The sequence below is a fragment of the Rhodobacter sp. JA431 genome, from assembly GCF_900217725.1.
GTDB classification, from domain to species: domain Bacteria; phylum Pseudomonadota; class Alphaproteobacteria; order Rhodobacterales; family Rhodobacteraceae; genus Rhodobacter; species Rhodobacter aestuarii.
Genome location: NZ_OBMP01000008.1, coordinates 77,503 through 92,473, shown reverse-complemented (window position 1 = coordinate 92,473; position 14,971 = coordinate 77,503). Strand labels below are relative to the sequence as shown.

Annotated in this window: 16 protein-coding genes and 1 tRNA gene; 4 read left to right on the top strand and 13 right to left on the bottom strand. The window is 63.9% G+C overall.

Translation table 11 applies throughout. From position 1 onward, the window contains the following. The 5 genes from CRO18_RS15165 to CRO18_RS15145 all read right to left on the bottom strand — a co-directional run bounded on the left by CRO18_RS15165 (window position 1) and on the right by CRO18_RS15145 (window position 5,655). Window positions 1–1,467, bottom strand: coding sequence for a cytochrome P450 (locus CRO18_RS15165; RefSeq protein ID WP_097082764.1), 1,467 nt, complete (start codon window positions 1,465–1,467; stop codon window positions 1–3). A 93-nt stretch (window positions 1,468–1,560) separates the two neighbouring features. Next, a complete protein-coding gene (gene msrA / locus CRO18_RS15160) occupies window positions 1,561–2,232 on the bottom strand; it encodes a peptide-methionine (S)-S-oxide reductase MsrA (protein ID WP_097082763.1) in 672 nt (223 codons plus the stop codon). 11 nt (window positions 2,233–2,243) lie between these two features. Continuing rightward, entirely contained in the window at window positions 2,244–4,109 is a 1,866-nt protein-coding gene (locus CRO18_RS15155; RefSeq protein WP_097082762.1) for a cytochrome c biogenesis protein DipZ, read from the bottom strand. Window positions 4,110–4,112: 3 nt separating this feature from the next. Beyond that, the gene (gene msrB, locus CRO18_RS15150) at window positions 4,113–4,589 is read right to left on the bottom strand and encodes a peptide-methionine (R)-S-oxide reductase MsrB (protein ID WP_097082761.1); all 477 of its coding nucleotides are present in this window, start codon (window positions 4,587–4,589) and stop codon (window positions 4,113–4,115) included. A 100-nt stretch (window positions 4,590–4,689) separates the two neighbouring features. Continuing rightward, the gene (locus tag CRO18_RS15145) at window positions 4,690–5,655 is read right to left on the bottom strand and encodes an NAD(P)H-binding protein (RefSeq protein WP_097082760.1); all 966 of its coding nucleotides are present in this window, start codon (window positions 5,653–5,655) and stop codon (window positions 4,690–4,692) included. Between the two features lie 143 nt (window positions 5,656–5,798). Between CRO18_RS15145 and CRO18_RS15140 the strand changes: the two genes are divergently transcribed. Together CRO18_RS15140 and CRO18_RS15135 are read left to right on the top strand one after the other, a co-directional pair. Continuing rightward, the gene (locus tag CRO18_RS15140; protein ID WP_076486356.1) at window positions 5,799–6,134 is read left to right on the top strand and encodes a cysteine-rich small domain-containing protein; all 336 of its coding nucleotides are present in this window, start codon (window positions 5,799–5,801) and stop codon (window positions 6,132–6,134) included. Between the two features lie 87 nt (window positions 6,135–6,221). Beyond that, window positions 6,222–6,297: transfer RNA gene (locus CRO18_RS15135), tRNA-Ile, on the top strand. Window positions 6,298–6,422: 125 nt separating this feature from the next. On the opposite strand, the gene CRO18_RS19100 is transcribed toward CRO18_RS15135, so the two are convergent. The 7 genes from CRO18_RS19100 to CRO18_RS15100 all read right to left on the bottom strand — a co-directional run bounded on the left by CRO18_RS19100 (window position 6,423) and on the right by CRO18_RS15100 (window position 11,960). Beyond that, window positions 6,423–7,010 (bottom strand): tyrosine-type recombinase/integrase, encoded by a 588-nt coding sequence (locus tag CRO18_RS19100; protein ID WP_249276084.1) that lies wholly within the window; start codon window positions 7,008–7,010, stop codon window positions 6,423–6,425. Window positions 7,011–7,345: 335 nt separating this feature from the next. After that, window positions 7,346–7,579, bottom strand: coding sequence for a helix-turn-helix domain-containing protein (locus CRO18_RS15125; RefSeq protein ID WP_170952703.1), 234 nt, complete (start codon window positions 7,577–7,579; stop codon window positions 7,346–7,348). Beyond that, window positions 7,572–8,186 (bottom strand): hypothetical protein, encoded by a 615-nt coding sequence (locus tag CRO18_RS15120; RefSeq protein ID WP_143128657.1) that lies wholly within the window; start codon window positions 8,184–8,186, stop codon window positions 7,572–7,574. The genes CRO18_RS15125 and CRO18_RS15120 overlap by 8 nt, the downstream gene beginning before the upstream one ends. Before the next feature lie 132 nt (window positions 8,187–8,318). Next, entirely contained in the window at window positions 8,319–8,516 is a 198-nt protein-coding gene (locus CRO18_RS15115; protein WP_097082757.1) for a hypothetical protein, read from the bottom strand. Beyond that, window positions 8,513–8,863, bottom strand: coding sequence for a hypothetical protein (locus CRO18_RS15110; RefSeq protein ID WP_097082756.1), 351 nt, complete (start codon window positions 8,861–8,863; stop codon window positions 8,513–8,515). Before CRO18_RS15110 ends, CRO18_RS15115 begins: the two co-directional genes overlap by 4 nt. Next, complete coding sequence (locus tag CRO18_RS15105) at window positions 8,860–9,057, bottom strand: hypothetical protein (RefSeq protein ID WP_097082755.1); 198 nt, start codon at window positions 9,055–9,057, stop codon at window positions 8,860–8,862. Before CRO18_RS15105 ends, CRO18_RS15110 begins: the two co-directional genes overlap by 4 nt. Before the next feature lie 653 nt (window positions 9,058–9,710). After that, entirely contained in the window at window positions 9,711–11,960 is a 2,250-nt protein-coding gene (locus CRO18_RS15100; protein ID WP_097082754.1) for a heavy metal translocating P-type ATPase, read from the bottom strand. 139 nt (window positions 11,961–12,099) lie between these two features. On the opposite strand from CRO18_RS15100, the gene CRO18_RS15095 reads away from it, so the two are divergent. Then, window positions 12,100–12,528 (top strand): helix-turn-helix domain-containing protein, encoded by a 429-nt coding sequence (locus tag CRO18_RS15095; protein WP_097082753.1) that lies wholly within the window; start codon window positions 12,100–12,102, stop codon window positions 12,526–12,528. Window positions 12,529–12,834: 306 nt separating this feature from the next. Here CRO18_RS15095 and CRO18_RS15090 read toward each other — a convergent pair whose 3' ends face one another. Further along, window positions 12,835–13,440 (bottom strand): TetR family transcriptional regulator, encoded by a 606-nt coding sequence (locus tag CRO18_RS15090; protein ID WP_170952702.1) that lies wholly within the window; start codon window positions 13,438–13,440, stop codon window positions 12,835–12,837. Between the two features lie 145 nt (window positions 13,441–13,585). On the opposite strand from CRO18_RS15090, the gene CRO18_RS15085 reads away from it, so the two are divergent. Next, window positions 13,586–14,968, top strand: a complete 1,383-nt coding sequence (locus CRO18_RS15085; RefSeq protein WP_097082751.1) for an efflux transporter outer membrane subunit — start codon at window positions 13,586–13,588, stop codon at window positions 14,966–14,968. Window positions 14,969–14,971 lie beyond the last annotated feature (3 nt).

Here is a 14,971-nt window from a genome sequence, read left to right as displayed (position 1 = left end):
TTAAACCGGCTCAGCCATCGGGGCTTTTTCGTTTGTCTTTGCGGCAACCTCGGGGGCTTCCCGCGGGGTGAGGCCCAGCCATATCCCATCGCGGCCCCGCACGGTCAGCTGCGCGACCGGCATCGGCTCGCGCCCCTCGATCATATGCACCTTGTAGTTGCGCAATATCATGCCCAGCAGCAGCGGCCCTTCCGCCATTGCAAAGCCCGCGCCGGGGCAGACCCGCGGCCCCGCCGAGAACGGGATGTAAGAGAGCCGCGAGCTTTCGCGCCCCTCGGGCGTGTCCCACCGCGTCGGGTCGAAATCATCCGGGTTCTTCCAAATCCGTTCATGGCGGTGCAGGTGCCACGGGCTGACCACGACGAGCGAGCCTTTCTCAACCTTGCGGCCCCGGAATTCTTCTTCTTGCACGGTTTCGCGCAGATACATCGGCACCGGCGGGTAAAGCCGCATCGATTCCCGGAATACCGCGCGGCTTAGCTTCAGGCGCGAGACGGAAGAGGCATAGATTTTTTCAGGGTCGATCACCTCTTGCGCCTCGGCGGCAAGTTGCTCCTGCCATTCGGGATAAAGCGCCATCAGGTAAAGCGACCAAGCGAGCGCCGCGGCCCCCGTTTCATGCCCTGCGAGCAAGAAGATCCCGACCTGATCGACCATCTCGCCCGGCGTGAAGCATTTGCCATCTTCCGGGTCGGGCGTTGTCATGATCCGCGTCGCCAAATCATCGGGTGCGGTGCCTGCGGCAATCTCTGCGGCCCGCGTATCCACAAGGCTCGAAATGAAACCCCGGATTTGCTTGGCGGTGCGGTTGGTCGCGCCAAAGCGCAGTTTCGGCAACCAGCGCGGCAGGCTGAACAGGGTGCCCGTGTTCACCATCGGGCGCGAGGCTTGGTGCGCGCGGAAGGCATCAAAGACCGCATTCGCGGTGGCATGTTCCACCGGGATCGAGAACATGGTGCGGAAGATCACGTCCAAAGCCACATGGCTCGCTTGGCCTTCCACATCGACCGGGCGACCATCGGCCAGCGGGCGCAGCCGCTCCACGCAAGACACCGCCGCATCCCACATTGCGGGCAGCACCTCTTTGGTGCGGCCCCCATCAAAAGCGGGGTCAATGATCCGGCGCTGGCGTTCCCATTCCGGCCCATTGGTGATGAAGATCGAATGCCCCAAAAGCGGTGTCAGTCCCTCAAACAACCGCAAAGATTTGGGAAAATCATTGGGCCGCCGGGTCAGCACCAAATCCACAAGGTCGGGATCATTGCACAGATAAGAGGTGAAGAAGGGCGAGCGGAACTCTGCCATCCACGCATGAAACAGCCGCTTTGGTTGCACCGCCAGAATGTCTTGCCGCACCAACCGGAAGAAATCGCGCACACCCACTTTTTCGGGGCGTGGCGGCGGCTTGACCGGGCGGCGGTGTGCGAAGGGGCATTGGGCAGCATCGGTCTTGGCGGCGGGTTCCATCGGTCCTCTCGGTCTGTCTTTCGGCCCTTACTCGCATGAACCGACAGGAACGAGGTTGACCATAGTCAAACCCGCCACGCAATTCGACCCCGCTTAGTTGGTCAGATACAAAAGCACTGGCGTGGCCTGAAACTCTTGCGGGAACAGACGTTTGAGTGCCTCAATCTTGGGTAGGTCTTCTTGCACGATGTAAGGGTGCATCGGGTTTCGGGCGAGGAAGTTTTGATGATAGCCCTCGGCTGGGTAAAACGGCTGCGCACCTTCGAGCTTGGTCACAATCGCCGCGTCATAAACGCGGGCGCGATTGAGCTGGCCGATATAGTCTTTTGCCAGTTGTTCTTGTTCCTCGGTCATCGGGAACAGGGCAGAGCGATATTGCGTGCCCCAATCCGGCCCTTGGCGGTTCAACTGCGTTGGGTCATGGGCAACGGAAAAGAAGATTTGCAACAAATCGCCATAGCTGACCTGCGCGGGGTCATAGACCACCTGCACCGCCTCGGCATGGGCGGTGGTGCCCCGGCTGACCTGTTTGTAATTGGCGGTGCCCGCCGCTCCACCCGCATAGCCTGAGGTGGCGGAAATCACCCCCTTGGTGTGTTGAAAAACGCCCTGCACACCCCAAAAGCATCCACCTGCGAAAACAGCGGTTTGCGGCCCGGCTTCAGCAATACTGGCGGTGGGGGCGGGGATTGCTACCCCCTCTTTTGCCAGCACCGGCTGGCCAAGCGACAGGATCAAAGCAAGGGCGAGGATCGGGCGTTTCATCACGCACTCCTTTATCCGAAGGTGAAGGCAAAAGCTTCGACACCGGGGTGGTCAAAGCGGATTTCGAACAGGTGCTCGCCCACCGCCCCTTTGGCGCGGTAAAGCTGATAAAGCCGGTCTGTGGTGACAGTGCCGCGCCCTTCGGCATCGACATCTAGCCCCGCGTCTGCACCGGGGGGCTGGCCGTCAATGGTGACGGTGAAGGGCACGGGCTTTGCCGCAACGCCGGGCGAAAGCACCAAATGCACATCTCGCGCATGGAAGCGGAAGTTGATCGCACCCTCTGGGCCCGCCAACCGCGCGGCCTCTTCCCCCACGGTCCAACGACCATCAAAGCTCCATTCATTCAGCCGAAGGTCGGTGGCCGCAACGTAGTCATGCGCCTCCTCAGCCACCAAGCCTTCAGCATTGAAGTTATTGGCGGCGCGGGCATGGCCCAAATAGGTCTCGGGCGAGAGAACCTCAGCCATATTTGCTGCGGCGGATACCCCGCTCCCGGTCACCTCGGTTGGTGGCGGGGCAACTTTGCTTAGACCCGCTTCGGCCAGAAGCTGCTGGATCACCTGCTCTGATTCTTCATAGCCACCCTCACCAAAGTGGTGGTGACGAATGCGCCCCTCGGCATCTACAAAGTAATGCGCGGGCCAAAAGCGGTTTTGGAAGGCGCGCCAAATTGCATAGTCATTGTCAAGCGCGACAGGGTAGGTGATGCCAAGGTCATTGGCTGCGCGGGTGACATTGCGCGGGTCTTTCTCAAAGGCGAATTCCGGCGCATGAACGCCAATCACCACGAGCCCCTGCGGGCCATAAGTCTCGGCCCAGGCTTTGACATAGGGGATCGCGCGCAGGCAGTTGATGCAGGAATAGGTCCAGAAGTCGATCAGCACGACCTTGCCGCGCAAGTCTTCTGCCGTGAGCGGCTCGGAGTTCAGCCATTGCACCGCGCCCTCAAGCGGAGGCATTTGCCCTTCAATCGGCAAAGCGGCTGCGCCCGTGCCGACCATGGCCGGATCGGCGGCCATCATCAATGCTGGGTTGCCCGTCATACCGGGCCCCGTCATCGCAGGGCCAGTCATCGCCGCCCCGCCTGCCATCATCGCCGGACCGCCCTGCATCATCATTGCGCCGCCCGCTTCCGGCATCACGACAGAGGCGGTTTCCTGCGGTCCAAGTTTCTCGATCAAGCCCGCTTCCAGCCGATTGGTGGAGGCGGTGGAGAGTTTCGTCAAAATGCCCGTATCAAGGCCAAGCGCAATCGCTGCCACGCCTGCCAAAACGGCGACGCCCAGCACCCGGCGCAGCCCTTCGCCAAAGCCAAGGCTGCGCTTCAAAGTCGCAAAGAGCCGCCCGCCTGCAAAAGCCGCCACCCCCAGCGCGGTCGCCGCACCCAGCGCATAGGCCAAAAGCAGCGCGGTGGTGCCAAGGCTAGCACCATTCAGCGCCGCCCCTGTAAGGATCAGCCCCAAAATTGGCCCCGCGCAAGGCGCCCACAAAAGCCCGGTCGCAATGCCCAAAAGCACAGAGCCACCAATCGAGGGTTGCGCCTCTGCCTGCGTGGAAAGACGGTTGCCAAGCGCAACCACGGGGCGCGAGAGCCGATCCGACAGCCCCGGAAGAAGCAGCATCAGCCCAAAGGCGGCCAAGAGTGCAAGTGCAATCCAACGGCCCCATTGGTTTGCCGCCACGGCCCAACCACCGCCCACGGCGGCGAGCGTTGCCACCGCCGCGAAAGCCAAGGCCATCCCCGCCAGCATCGGCGCAGGGCCGCGCCAGAAGGAAAGCCCGGCGCGGGCAAAGACAAACGGCAAAACCGGCAAAATGCAGGGGCTCAGAATGGTTAGAACGCCCCCAAGATAAGCGAGCAAGGCCAGCGTCATGACTTAGGCCTCAGCGGGTTGAAAGGTCATCGCCACCCCGTTCATGCAATAGCGCAATCCCGTAGGCCGAGGGCCATCGTTGAACACATGACCCAAATGCCCGCCACAGCGCGCGCAATGCACCTCGGTCCGGACCATCCCCATGCTGCGGTCCACCGTTTCGCCCACAGCCCCGGCGGCAATCGGTTGCCAAAAGCTTGGCCAGCCAGTGCCGCTTTCATATTTCGTGTCCGAAGAAAACAGCTCCTGTTCGCAGCCCGCACAGGCAAAAACTCCCTTGCGATGCTCTTTCAAGAGCGGGCTGGTGAAGGGGTATTCCGTCCCATGCTTGCGCAAAATCGCATATTGATCCGGGCTCAACCGCTCTTGCCATTCCGCATCACTATAGCTGACGGGAAAGCTTTCCTCGGCCTGCGCCAAACGCACGCCCCCGAACAGGGCGGCAAGGCAGGACGTCATCAGGAATTGGCGTCGTTGCATAGGGTCCTCCGCTGCGTACCGCCCCAATGGAGGGGCGGTTTTGCGAAGGTAGCACGGTGCGGCAAGCTGTCACGTCACTTCCGCGCACCAATGCGTGAAGTCAAAAGATTGCATGCGCGCCGCGATCATCGCCCACCTCGCCGCGCAACATCGCGGCGTAATGGTCCTCCAACCGGTCGGTGCCATATTCGGGTGTGGCCTCGGGGTCGTAGCGCCCGGTTTGCGGGTTCCACAACAACATGCTCTCAGTCGCATAATAGCGCCCGATTTTGGCCAATTCTGCTTTGGCTTTGAACTTGGGGGCAACTTTACCGAGCGCCCCCAGCACACCGACGATGACATCCATCAACGCGAACGGCACATGCTTGATTTTGACGGGCGCGCCGGTGAGCCGTTCGAGCATTGCCGCTTGATCCAGCGGGGTGATCGCCGGGCCGGGGCCACCAATCGGCAGGATCTTACGCTCTTTATCCGCATCGGTCAGGCAAGAGGCGATGAACCGCCCCAGATCGGCATCCGAAATCGGCTTACAGGCGGTGCGGGTGCCATCGCCAAACACCAAAAACGGCTTGCCCCCTTGCACCCGCGGCACTTGGCCGGAAAGCGATTTGAAAAACGCCGTGGGCCGCACGATTGACCAGATGAGCGGCGAGGCGCGCAGCTGCGATTCAAAGGCGATCTTGGCTTTTTGAAACGCGAGATGCGGTTTTTGCACACAAATGGCCGACAACAGCACGAAGCGCTGCACCCGCGTCTCCAACGCCGCCTCCAACGCCAAAGAATGCGCGCGGTGGTCAATCTCCCAAGCATCTTCGGGCGCGCCGCTACGGCTCGCAAGGCAGGACACAATCGCGGCATGGGGCTGGGCTTTGAGCAGGTTTTCCACCGTATCCGGCGCGGTCACATCGCCTTCGACCAGCGTGCAGCCGGGTAAAAGCGCAGGGTCAGTCCCCGGCCGCACCAGCGCCGTAACCCCGTGCCCGGCTTCAAGCAAAGCCTGTGCTGTGGCGCGGCCAATCGTGCCGGTTCCGCCCAAAAGCAGGGTGCGATAGCGCAAAGATGTCATGGCAGGGTCCTTCCGTTTCGGCGCCATCCTAACAGCCTTGGCGCGCCCCACCACGCGCAATTGCGCGCAGCCCGTAGCGCAAAGCTTGACCTGCGCAGGCCGCGCCCTTCATAAAGCCGCCAAGCGGGAGAGAGGGCCAAATCATGCAACCCAAAGACAGCACGACGAACGAAGGGTTCAAAGGCTTCACCAATACCAATTGCCCCTTTTTGCCGTGCCACGAGGGCGTGCAGCGCGAGTTCAACTGCCTGTTTTGCTACTGCCCGCTCATCGCCTATGAATGCCCCGGCCCCTATAAGGTGCTCGACAGCGCCAATGGCGTGAAGCGCAAGGATTGCTCCGCCTGCACCTTGCCGCATGACGGGTTTTCGCATTCGTGGAACTTTGTGCAGCGCTGGCTGGAATATCCGGTCGTCTGGTCGGGTGCGCCGCAAACCGAGCCCCCCACCCGCCGCCCGCAACCGCCCAGCAAAGCCTGATCGCGGGCTGAGGCGTTTTGACGGATTTTGGCGTGCATGTCGTCTTGACCGAGGCGGCTGCCATCCGTAAGCCTTTGCGCACTCTGGGGGCCTGTAGCTCAATGGTTAGAGCAGGGCGCTCATAACGCCTTGGTTGGGGGTTCGAGTCCCTCCGGGCCTACCAGAGCGGCAAAATGGCATTGAAAATGCTCAGTTTTTCGCCGTTTTTGTATCAAGGCGTGCGGGTGACACAACGTTCCCCGTTTGTCCCTGCCCCATCACAAGGCGTTATCGGTCCGCTGAGCGCGTTTAATGCTCGGCCTCTGCAAGCGTCTGGTGGCCGCCCCACGCCATGATCGCATACGCCTGCCAGCCCGATTCCGCGATGGCGGTGAGCCGGTATTTGCGCAGGCCGTGCGCTGACTTCTCGATGCCGGCAGCCGCTGCGGCATCGCGGATCACATTGCCCAGCCCTTTGACCGATCGCACTCGGCCTTGCGCTTCAAGAAAGGTAAAGCCCCCGGCGAGGCAAGAGAGTGCGGCCTTGACGGTTTCGCGCTCATCGGCCCAGCCAATCGCATAGGGTGGCAGCGGGCTGGACCATGGCACAAGTGCCGGGTTGCCGGTTTTTGTCTGCCGATATGTCAGCACGCCATCGTGGTCGATATTGCGCGGGCCAAGGGTTACCGCGTCTTTGGTGCGCGCGCCGGTCCAGCAAACGAGTTCAAAGCAGGCGCGGGCCACTGTTCCGATGGGCCAGTGCGCGCGAAAGGCTGCGACCTCGGCATGGGTCCACGCTGGATAGCCATCTGTTTTCGGCTTGGAGCGCTTGACGCCAAGTGATGGGTCGACTTCGATCTCGCCCCGGCGCTTGGCCCGCCAAGCACGCGCCGCCATGCTTTTAGGCGCTTGTTGGCGGCATCGGCGTTGAGCTTGTCGAGGTCCGCCTCGATATGGCGCGGCTTGAGCCCTTTGAGGGGGGCGGTACCGTAAGCGGTTTCAATCGCATCAAAGTCGCGGCGCAAGATGGATTGATAGAGCTTTGACAGCTCGGCAACGGCGCGGCTGGCCTTTTCGGCGCGCAATGGCGATTGGGTCTTTCAGGCTCGCCTCGGCTGTTGCCCATGCGGCCACAAAATCCGGGTGCGTTTCGGGCAAATCCGGCAAGCGGATGCCCGTGGCGCGATGATATTTCACCACGCGGTCACCACGACGCTGGCGCCTGATCCCCTTCAACTGGACACCCCAAACAGGTGATCGCATGCCGATTCCCCCTCGCTCTCGCCTTCAATGGGCAAGGAGGAAGCATAGGCGTCAAGATCAAAGCGATCGTAAAGGCGTTTCGCGCCCAGCATGCGCCGGGGCAGATCGAGCTGCCGCAGCATGGATTCGGACACGCCCAAATAGTGCGCGACCTCCGGGGCTGGCATCAGTCGGGGGGTAAAGTGGGGATCGTGTTTACCCATTGCGAGAGCCCACGCTGTCGATATTCGCCCGGATCACGTCAAAGCTGATTGCCACCACCAACGGGTTGGCACCCCATGCGTCGCGGCCGTGCAAGCTGTTCCAGAGGTCGCGGAAACTTTCGCGCGGCGTGTCGAAGCTGTTTCCGTGATTTTGCCCGTGATTGAACCAATACGCATCGGCGTAACCCTCTCCGAAAGGGACTTCACCGTTTTCAGAAGTGCCGCCCTCTGCCATAGCATCCGCCTCGCTGATCTCCTGCAGCTGTTGCACCCGCACATCGGTCACGATCAGGGTGAGGCGTGAGGCCCAGCGGGGCATGAACCGAGCGTGACGATAGCGGCCCGGCTCTGTGCCCCAGCCATGCGGCTCCCTAATCCAGTTGTCGCGACCGCCGTCAGCTTCATACTGGATCGGCGCCCACGCCCGACGATAGCCAGCCTCGGCGCATTTCTCGGCAATCTGTTTGCCGCTGAGAGGATCTAAGCCGTCCATTGTCCGCCACGCCTCGCGCACATAGAGGCGGTCGCCCTTCGACCAAGGCAGCCGCCATTCTTCGATCACCTCGAGGGTGAGGCTGTCGCAGGTCCACCAGCGTGGCCCGTCCATGCAAGCCGAGCCCCATGGTTTCGATGGCTGTGGCCTAAGAAGGCGCCGCGTCTGCGTCTTGTGCCCCTCAAGCAGCGCCCGCACCATTGGCGCAGAAAAGGGGATCTGTTTGTTAGCCATAGCGCGCCACCCTCAGATCAGGTTGAACGCCAGCGCCACGCCAACGCATATGATCGCGCTTGAGGCGTAGAGGATCGGCAGGATCGTGGCGGCGATGGCGAGGCCGAGGCCGTTGGTTTCCTCTTCTTTGGCGGCTTCGGCGAAGTGGAAGATGAAGGCGAGCCCGAGGGCGCCAATCGTGATAAGGGCAATGCCAATGGCGAGGGTCATGCTTCACCTCTGAAATACTGGGGACGGCGCGCCAGCTCGTCCGCGATGAACATTTCCGCAAAGAGCGGAAACCGTTTCTCGATCCGGCGGCGTAGGTTTTGGTGTCTGACCCGCCCCTTGGCCTCGGTGCTCCATCGGCGAACTGGGCGCTGCTCGATACACTCCCAGCCGATGGTCCAGCCAGTGCCCGGCGCGTATTTGGTTCCCGGGGCCGACATCCGCACGATCTCATCCGGGATCGGATAAGGTAGATCGCACAGCACAGACAGGGCTATGCGCGGCATATTATGGGGCGGGGATGTGTAGGGATTGCCCCAAAATAACCGGCAGCGCCACTTCCCGCTCATGCCGCACCGCCTTCCAGTGCTTTCTCGAGCACGGCGAGGGTTCGCCCGTGTTGCTCGGCGCAACGCTGCAAGATGGCCGCGCGCACTTTGAGCAGCAGGTCAAAGGGCGAGTGCAGCTTGGCAAAGGCCAGTTCGCGCTGTACCTGGGCGGTGGCGGTTTCGCTGATCTTTGCGGTGATCGGATTGCGGCTCATTCGGCGGCCTCCGCTTTGGCATTCAGATGCGGCCAGCTGCTGCGGATCTCGGCGGGCAACCATCTGTTGTCGTGGCGGACTTTGGCACGGCAAGGCAAACTGCTTGTGGCCGAGGGTGCGGTGGTGGAGAGCCTCTGGCCCGGGCCGATCGTCGCCGCCTCGCTTGGCCCCGAGACCTGCGCCGAGATCGGCCGCGCCTGCCCCGAACTGCCCCGCGCTACACGGTCGGGTGCCGGTCGAGGCGGTGTTTGGCCCGCAAGCCCTGCCCGGCCTGACCCGGCGCGAATTGCGGGCGCTGACGCGCGGCCTTGCCCCCCCCCCCCCGCGCGAGCGCCTCGGCCGGATCCCGTAGTGGTTTCGGGCGCGCGATCTTGACCTGCTGCGACGGGACCGTTGAAACCCGGACCTTCGTTGCCCAACGCGTGAATGACAGCTCTGGTGAAGGTTTTGCGCTTGATGCGGCGAGGCCGCGCCCTAGATGCTGCATTGTCACCACATGGGGCATCTGGCCTCGGGCATGGTGACCGAATTCGCCGTGCGCGGGTGACAGGCGCCGCGATGCTCCGACAAACCCGGTCGCGCCGCGCGCGTCTCGCCCTTGCCGCCTGACCCTTGCCCGCCCGGACCGCGGCGATGAGGCCGCCGCGGTCCGTTCAGGGGCGTTGCGTCGGTGCGCCCGGGCGGAACAGCAAAAGCCGCAGCGCGTTCATTGTCACCAGCACGGTGGCGCCGGTGTCAGCCAGAACCGCGACCCAAAGCCCGGTGATGCCGAACACCGTGGTGAGCAGAAACACCGCCTTGAGACCAAGCGCGATGGCGATGTTTTGCCGGATATTCGTCATCGTGGCCCGGGCAAGGCGTACCAAGCCCGCCACATCGCCGACGCGGTTGCGCAACAGCGCCGCATCGGCGGTCTCGAGCGCGACATCGGTGCCCGACCCCATCGCCACGCCGACATCCGCCGCCGCCAGCGCGGGGGCATCGTTGATCCCGTCGCCGATCATCATCACCCGCCCGGCCGTCGCAAGCGCGCGGATCGCCGTGAGCTTGTCCTCGGGCAGAAGCTGCGCGCGATGCGCGAGGCCAAGTTCTGCGCCAAGCTCCGCCGCGATGGCTTGCGCGGTGCGGGCATTGTCGCCGGTCAGCATCAAGGTGGAGAGGCCCAGCGCGTGCAACTGCGCCAGCCCCAGCGCCGCATCGGCGCGCGGCTCATCGCGCAGCGCCACAAGACCCTGCGCCGCGCCCGCCCGCAGCAAGATCACCACCGTCTTGCCCTCGGCCTCGAGCCTCGCCACCCGGGTCGCCAGCGCCTCGGTCAGCGCGCCGCGCTCCGCGGCAAGACGCGCCGAGCCAAGGCAGACGAGGGTGCCCTCGATCACGGCCTCGGCGCCTTTGCCGGGCAGGGCGCGGGCCCCGGTGGCGGGGGCGGCGGCGATGCCGCGCCGCTCCGCCTCGGCGCAGATCGCCTTTGCCAGCGGATGGCTCGCGCCGCTCTCGACCCCGGCGGCAAGCGCCAGCAACTGAGCCTCGTCACCGCCAAGCGCGACCAGATCGGTCACCCGCGGTGCGCCCTCTGTCAGCGTACCGGTCTTGTCGAAGGCGACATGGGTGACGCGCGCCGCCGCCTCGATCACCTTGCCGCCCTTGAGCAACAGCCCGTGGCGCGCGCCCAGCGACAGCGCCGCGCTGATCGCGGCGGGCACCGAAATCACCAGCGCGCAGGGGCAGCCGATCAGCAAGAGCGCAAGCGCGCGGTAGACCCAGTCGCTCCAGCCCTGGCCGAACGCCAGCGGCGGGACCAGCGCGACCAGCGCCGCGACCCCGACCACGGCGGGCATATAGAGCCGGCTGAACCGGTCGATGAACCGCTCGGTGGGGGCGCGGGCGCTCTCGGCCTCGGTCACAAGGCGGATGATGCGGGCGATGGTGTTGTCGGCCGCCGCCTTGGTGACGCGCAGGCGCAACAGCGCCTCGCCGTTGATCGAACCGGCGAACACCGCCGCGCCGGGCTCTTTCAGGCTGGGGAGGCTCTCGCCGGTCACCGGGCTTTCATCGACCCCCGAGATGCCCTCGATCACCACGCCGTCGCAGGGCAGATGATCGCCGGGGCGGACCTGCACAATCTGGCCGATCTGCAATGTTTCGGCGGCAACCTCGCGGATCTGCCCGCCCGTCTCGAGCCGCGCGGTCTTCGGCACGAGGCTTGCGAGCGCGCGGATGCTGTCGCGCGCCTTGTCCGCCGAGACGCCCTCGAGCAACTCGCCCAAAGCGAACAGGAACACCACCACCGCGGCTTCCTCTGGTGCGCCGATCAGGAGCGCGCCGGAGGTGGCGATGGTCATCAGCATCTCGATGGTGAAGGGCATGCGCGCGCGGGCCAGCATGAGAGCGCGCCGCGCCACCGGGGCGATGCCGACAAGGGTTGCAAGCCCGAAGGCCCAGGGCGCGATCTCGGCGGGCAGAACGAGGCGCGCCGCCAAGGCCAGGGCCAGCAGGGCGCCGGTGCCAAGGACAAGACGGCCCTTGGCGCTGTGCCACCACCTGCGCGGCGCCGGTTTGGCCGGTGCGGCGGGGGCTTGCGGTTCGGGCTCGGGCGCGGGTTCGGGGGGCACAGCCGCAGCCGCAAACGCGCCCTCGGGCAGCACGAAGGCCCCCTTTCGCCGCTCGGGCGGCGAGCCCTTGGGGGCGATGCCGAAACCGACCGCGCGCACCGCTTTCTCGATGCTATCGGGCGCGGTCAGGGCCTCGTCGAGCCTGAGCCGCAGCCGCTCGGCCATCGGCGCCACATCCACCTCCGAGACGCCGGGCAGCCGCTCCACCGCGCCGCGCACCTTGGCCGCGCAAGAGCCGCAATCCATCCCCGTCACGTGCCATTCGCGTTGCCCCGCGCCCGCCGTCGTCATGCCCGTTCTCCGTGGTGAGTCTTCGATCGCAATCAGATATACGACCTACAGCAACTGTAGGTTCAACCCGTGTCGCGGGTTTTTCGTCCCCGCGCCGGGGCGCAAGGCACCGCGGCCCAGCATCGCAGGAGACAGGCCCATGCTGTCGATCGGAACCCTCGCAAAGCGCACCGGCACCAAGGTGCAAACGATCCGCTATTACGAACAGATCGGCCTGATGCCCGAGCCCGGGCGCAGCGACGGCGGTCAGCGCCGCTATGGCGCGCCCGAGCTTGACCGGCTCGCCTTCATCCGCCACGCTCGGCAACTCGGCTTTCCGTTGCAGGCGATCCGCGACCTGCTGGCACTCTCCGACAGCCCCGAGCGGTCTTGCGCTCAGGTGGATGCGGTCGCCCGCAAGCAGCTGCGCGAGGTCGAGGCGCGCATCGCCCGGCTCGAGGCGCTGAGGGCGGAGTTGCAGCGGATGATCGGCGAATGCAGGGCCGACCGGATCGCAAATTGCCGCATTCTCGAGGTGCTGCGCGAGCACGCAGAATGTCTGTCCGATCACGAACCACCCATGCCCTGAAACCGCCCGCGAGCCGCGGCCAGCGCTCGTCCCCTCCTCGCGGGTCAATCCCCCGGTTGAACGTGCGGCTCGCCGGGCATATGGCGAGCACCTCGCTTGGACGAAACCGAGACCGCGGAGGCGACAGAGTGCGTAAAGCTTATCGAATTCGTCGGCAGAGAAATGTTCTTTGCGACAGGGGGGCAACAGGACGAAGAGAGAGTGAATTAAAGCGCAGCAATCAGAGGCTCAACGTATTCCTCAGGGAAAACACCGACCTCCTGAAGCGGATTGGCAAATACGCGCAGCCTCACACCACCTTACCCCTCAGTTTGCGCGCAGTGAGGATGTCAGGTGGCGCAGCAATTTGTTGCCGACTTGTGTGAGGGAAAATGCCCGGCCCGAGCGTTGCCATTCACCGATCAAGCCATTGACCATCACCATTTGCGAAATGGCGGCTTCTTCGGCGCTGATATCTGGGGAAAGCTGGCCTGCGTCGCTGGCGCGTTGCATCAAGGTGCGCAGCATCTCGTAGATATTTCCGTTGATCGTTTCACGCCATGGGGCTGTGTCGTCCCCCGGTGTGCCGGATTGCAAGATCAGATGCAGCCTTTGCTGGCGCTCGTTGGTCTCGATCATTTGCAGAAATTCAAAGCCCGTCGCTTCGATAATATCGAGCGGGTCACCCGAGGTCGGTTCGTTTGCAGCCGTTTCTAGGCGCAGCAGTTGCGGGGGTTTGTAACGCTCATAAATCGCTTTGAGCACATCGGTTTTATCTTTGAAATGCCAATAGATCGCCCCGCGTGTGGCGCCGGCTTCGCGGGCCACTTGCTCAAGCGTCGTTTGGGCGATGCCACGCGCACAAAACAACCGTTCGGCAGCGTCGAGAATCCCCAAGCGCGTTTGTTCCGCGTCTGCTTTGCTGCGTCTCACATCACCTCCGGCGCCTAATTTGCCTGTTGTTTCGTCAGTTTTAGCATGGGTCAAGTCTGACGATGGCCTTGCTGGCGTGAGCCCCCTTTACAAACAAACGCGTATGTATGTAAAGGGGGCTAAAATAGCAGGCAAAGGAATCGGCATGCAGCGGGTGGTATGGGAAAAGCGCGGTGCGGTCGTGTCGCGGCGGGTGTTTCTGGCGGGCGCCAGTGCGGCGCTCGCGGGCTGTGCGCAGGTGCAATATGATGCACCTTTGGCCGTTGCACCGGGGCGGTTTGATGCCAATGCGCCCGCGCGGGCCGACCGGGCCGAGGGCTGGTGGCGCGCGTTCCGCGATAGCCAACTTGATGCGCTGATTGCAGCGGGGGCGGCGCGCAACCTGGATGTGCTGCAAGCGGTCGCCGCAATTGACGAAGCCCGCGCTAATGCGGGTTTGGCACGGGCGTCGGACCTGCCACAACTGGCGGGCTCTGCGAGTGCCACGCACGGCAACCCGCAAGGTGCGGGCATGTCCAACACAAGCACGGTTGGGCTAGGCAGCAGTTGGATGCTCGATCTGTTTGGAGCGAACCGCGCCAACCGCAAAGCCGCAGCGGCGCGGCTGGATGCGGCTTATCTCAGCGCCGATGTCGCGCGCCTTACCATGCAGCAGGCGATTGCGCAGGCTTACGCGGAACTTCGGTTCCAGCAAGCTTCCATTGCCCTGACGCGCCGCTCGATTGAAAGCCGCAAGCGCAGCCTTGAATTGACTCGTGCGCAGGTGGACAGCGGCGCCGCGGGCCGTTTGGAACTTTTGCAAGCCGAGCAATTGGTGGCTGAAGGGGAGGCGCAATTGCCCGCCTTTGAAACCGGCTTCGACCAAGCCTTGGTGCAATTGGCGAGCCTGACCGCGCAAACTGTTTCAAGCTTGCGGCCGTCGCTCCAACGTGGCGCGCCGCAACCGGTGCCGCGTTATCGCGCCTCTGTCGGCGTGCCCGCCGATGTGTTGCGCGTGCGCCCTGATGTGCAGATGGCCGAGCGGCTCTATGCCGCCTCGGTCTATGATATTGGCGTGGCGAAAGCGGCCTTCTTCCCGTCGGTTACATTGACGGGGGCAATCACGCCGACCCGCGTGCATGATACCACCTCAATCACGCCGTGGACGCTGGGCCCCGCGCTTGATCTGCCGATCTTCACCGGCGGTGCCAACCGCGCCAATTTGCGCGGGGCTGAGGCGCGGGCGCTTGAAGCGAAACTCGCGTGGGAAGCCGCCGTGCTCAACGCCATTGATGAGGTCGAAACGGCGCTGGCCGCCTATACCCGCGATGGCCGCAATATCGCCGCGCAGCGCCATCTGGTCGATACCAGTTCAGAGACGCTGGAATTGTCGCGCACCAACTATTCTCTGGGGCAAGGCGATTTCATGACTGTCCTTGATGCCGAGCGGACCTATCTCTCTGCACAGCAGGGCCTTGCCCAAGCACAGGCGCAGCGCGCCGCCCATTATATCACCCTCAGTGTCGCCGCCGCAGGCGCGCCGAACTGACCC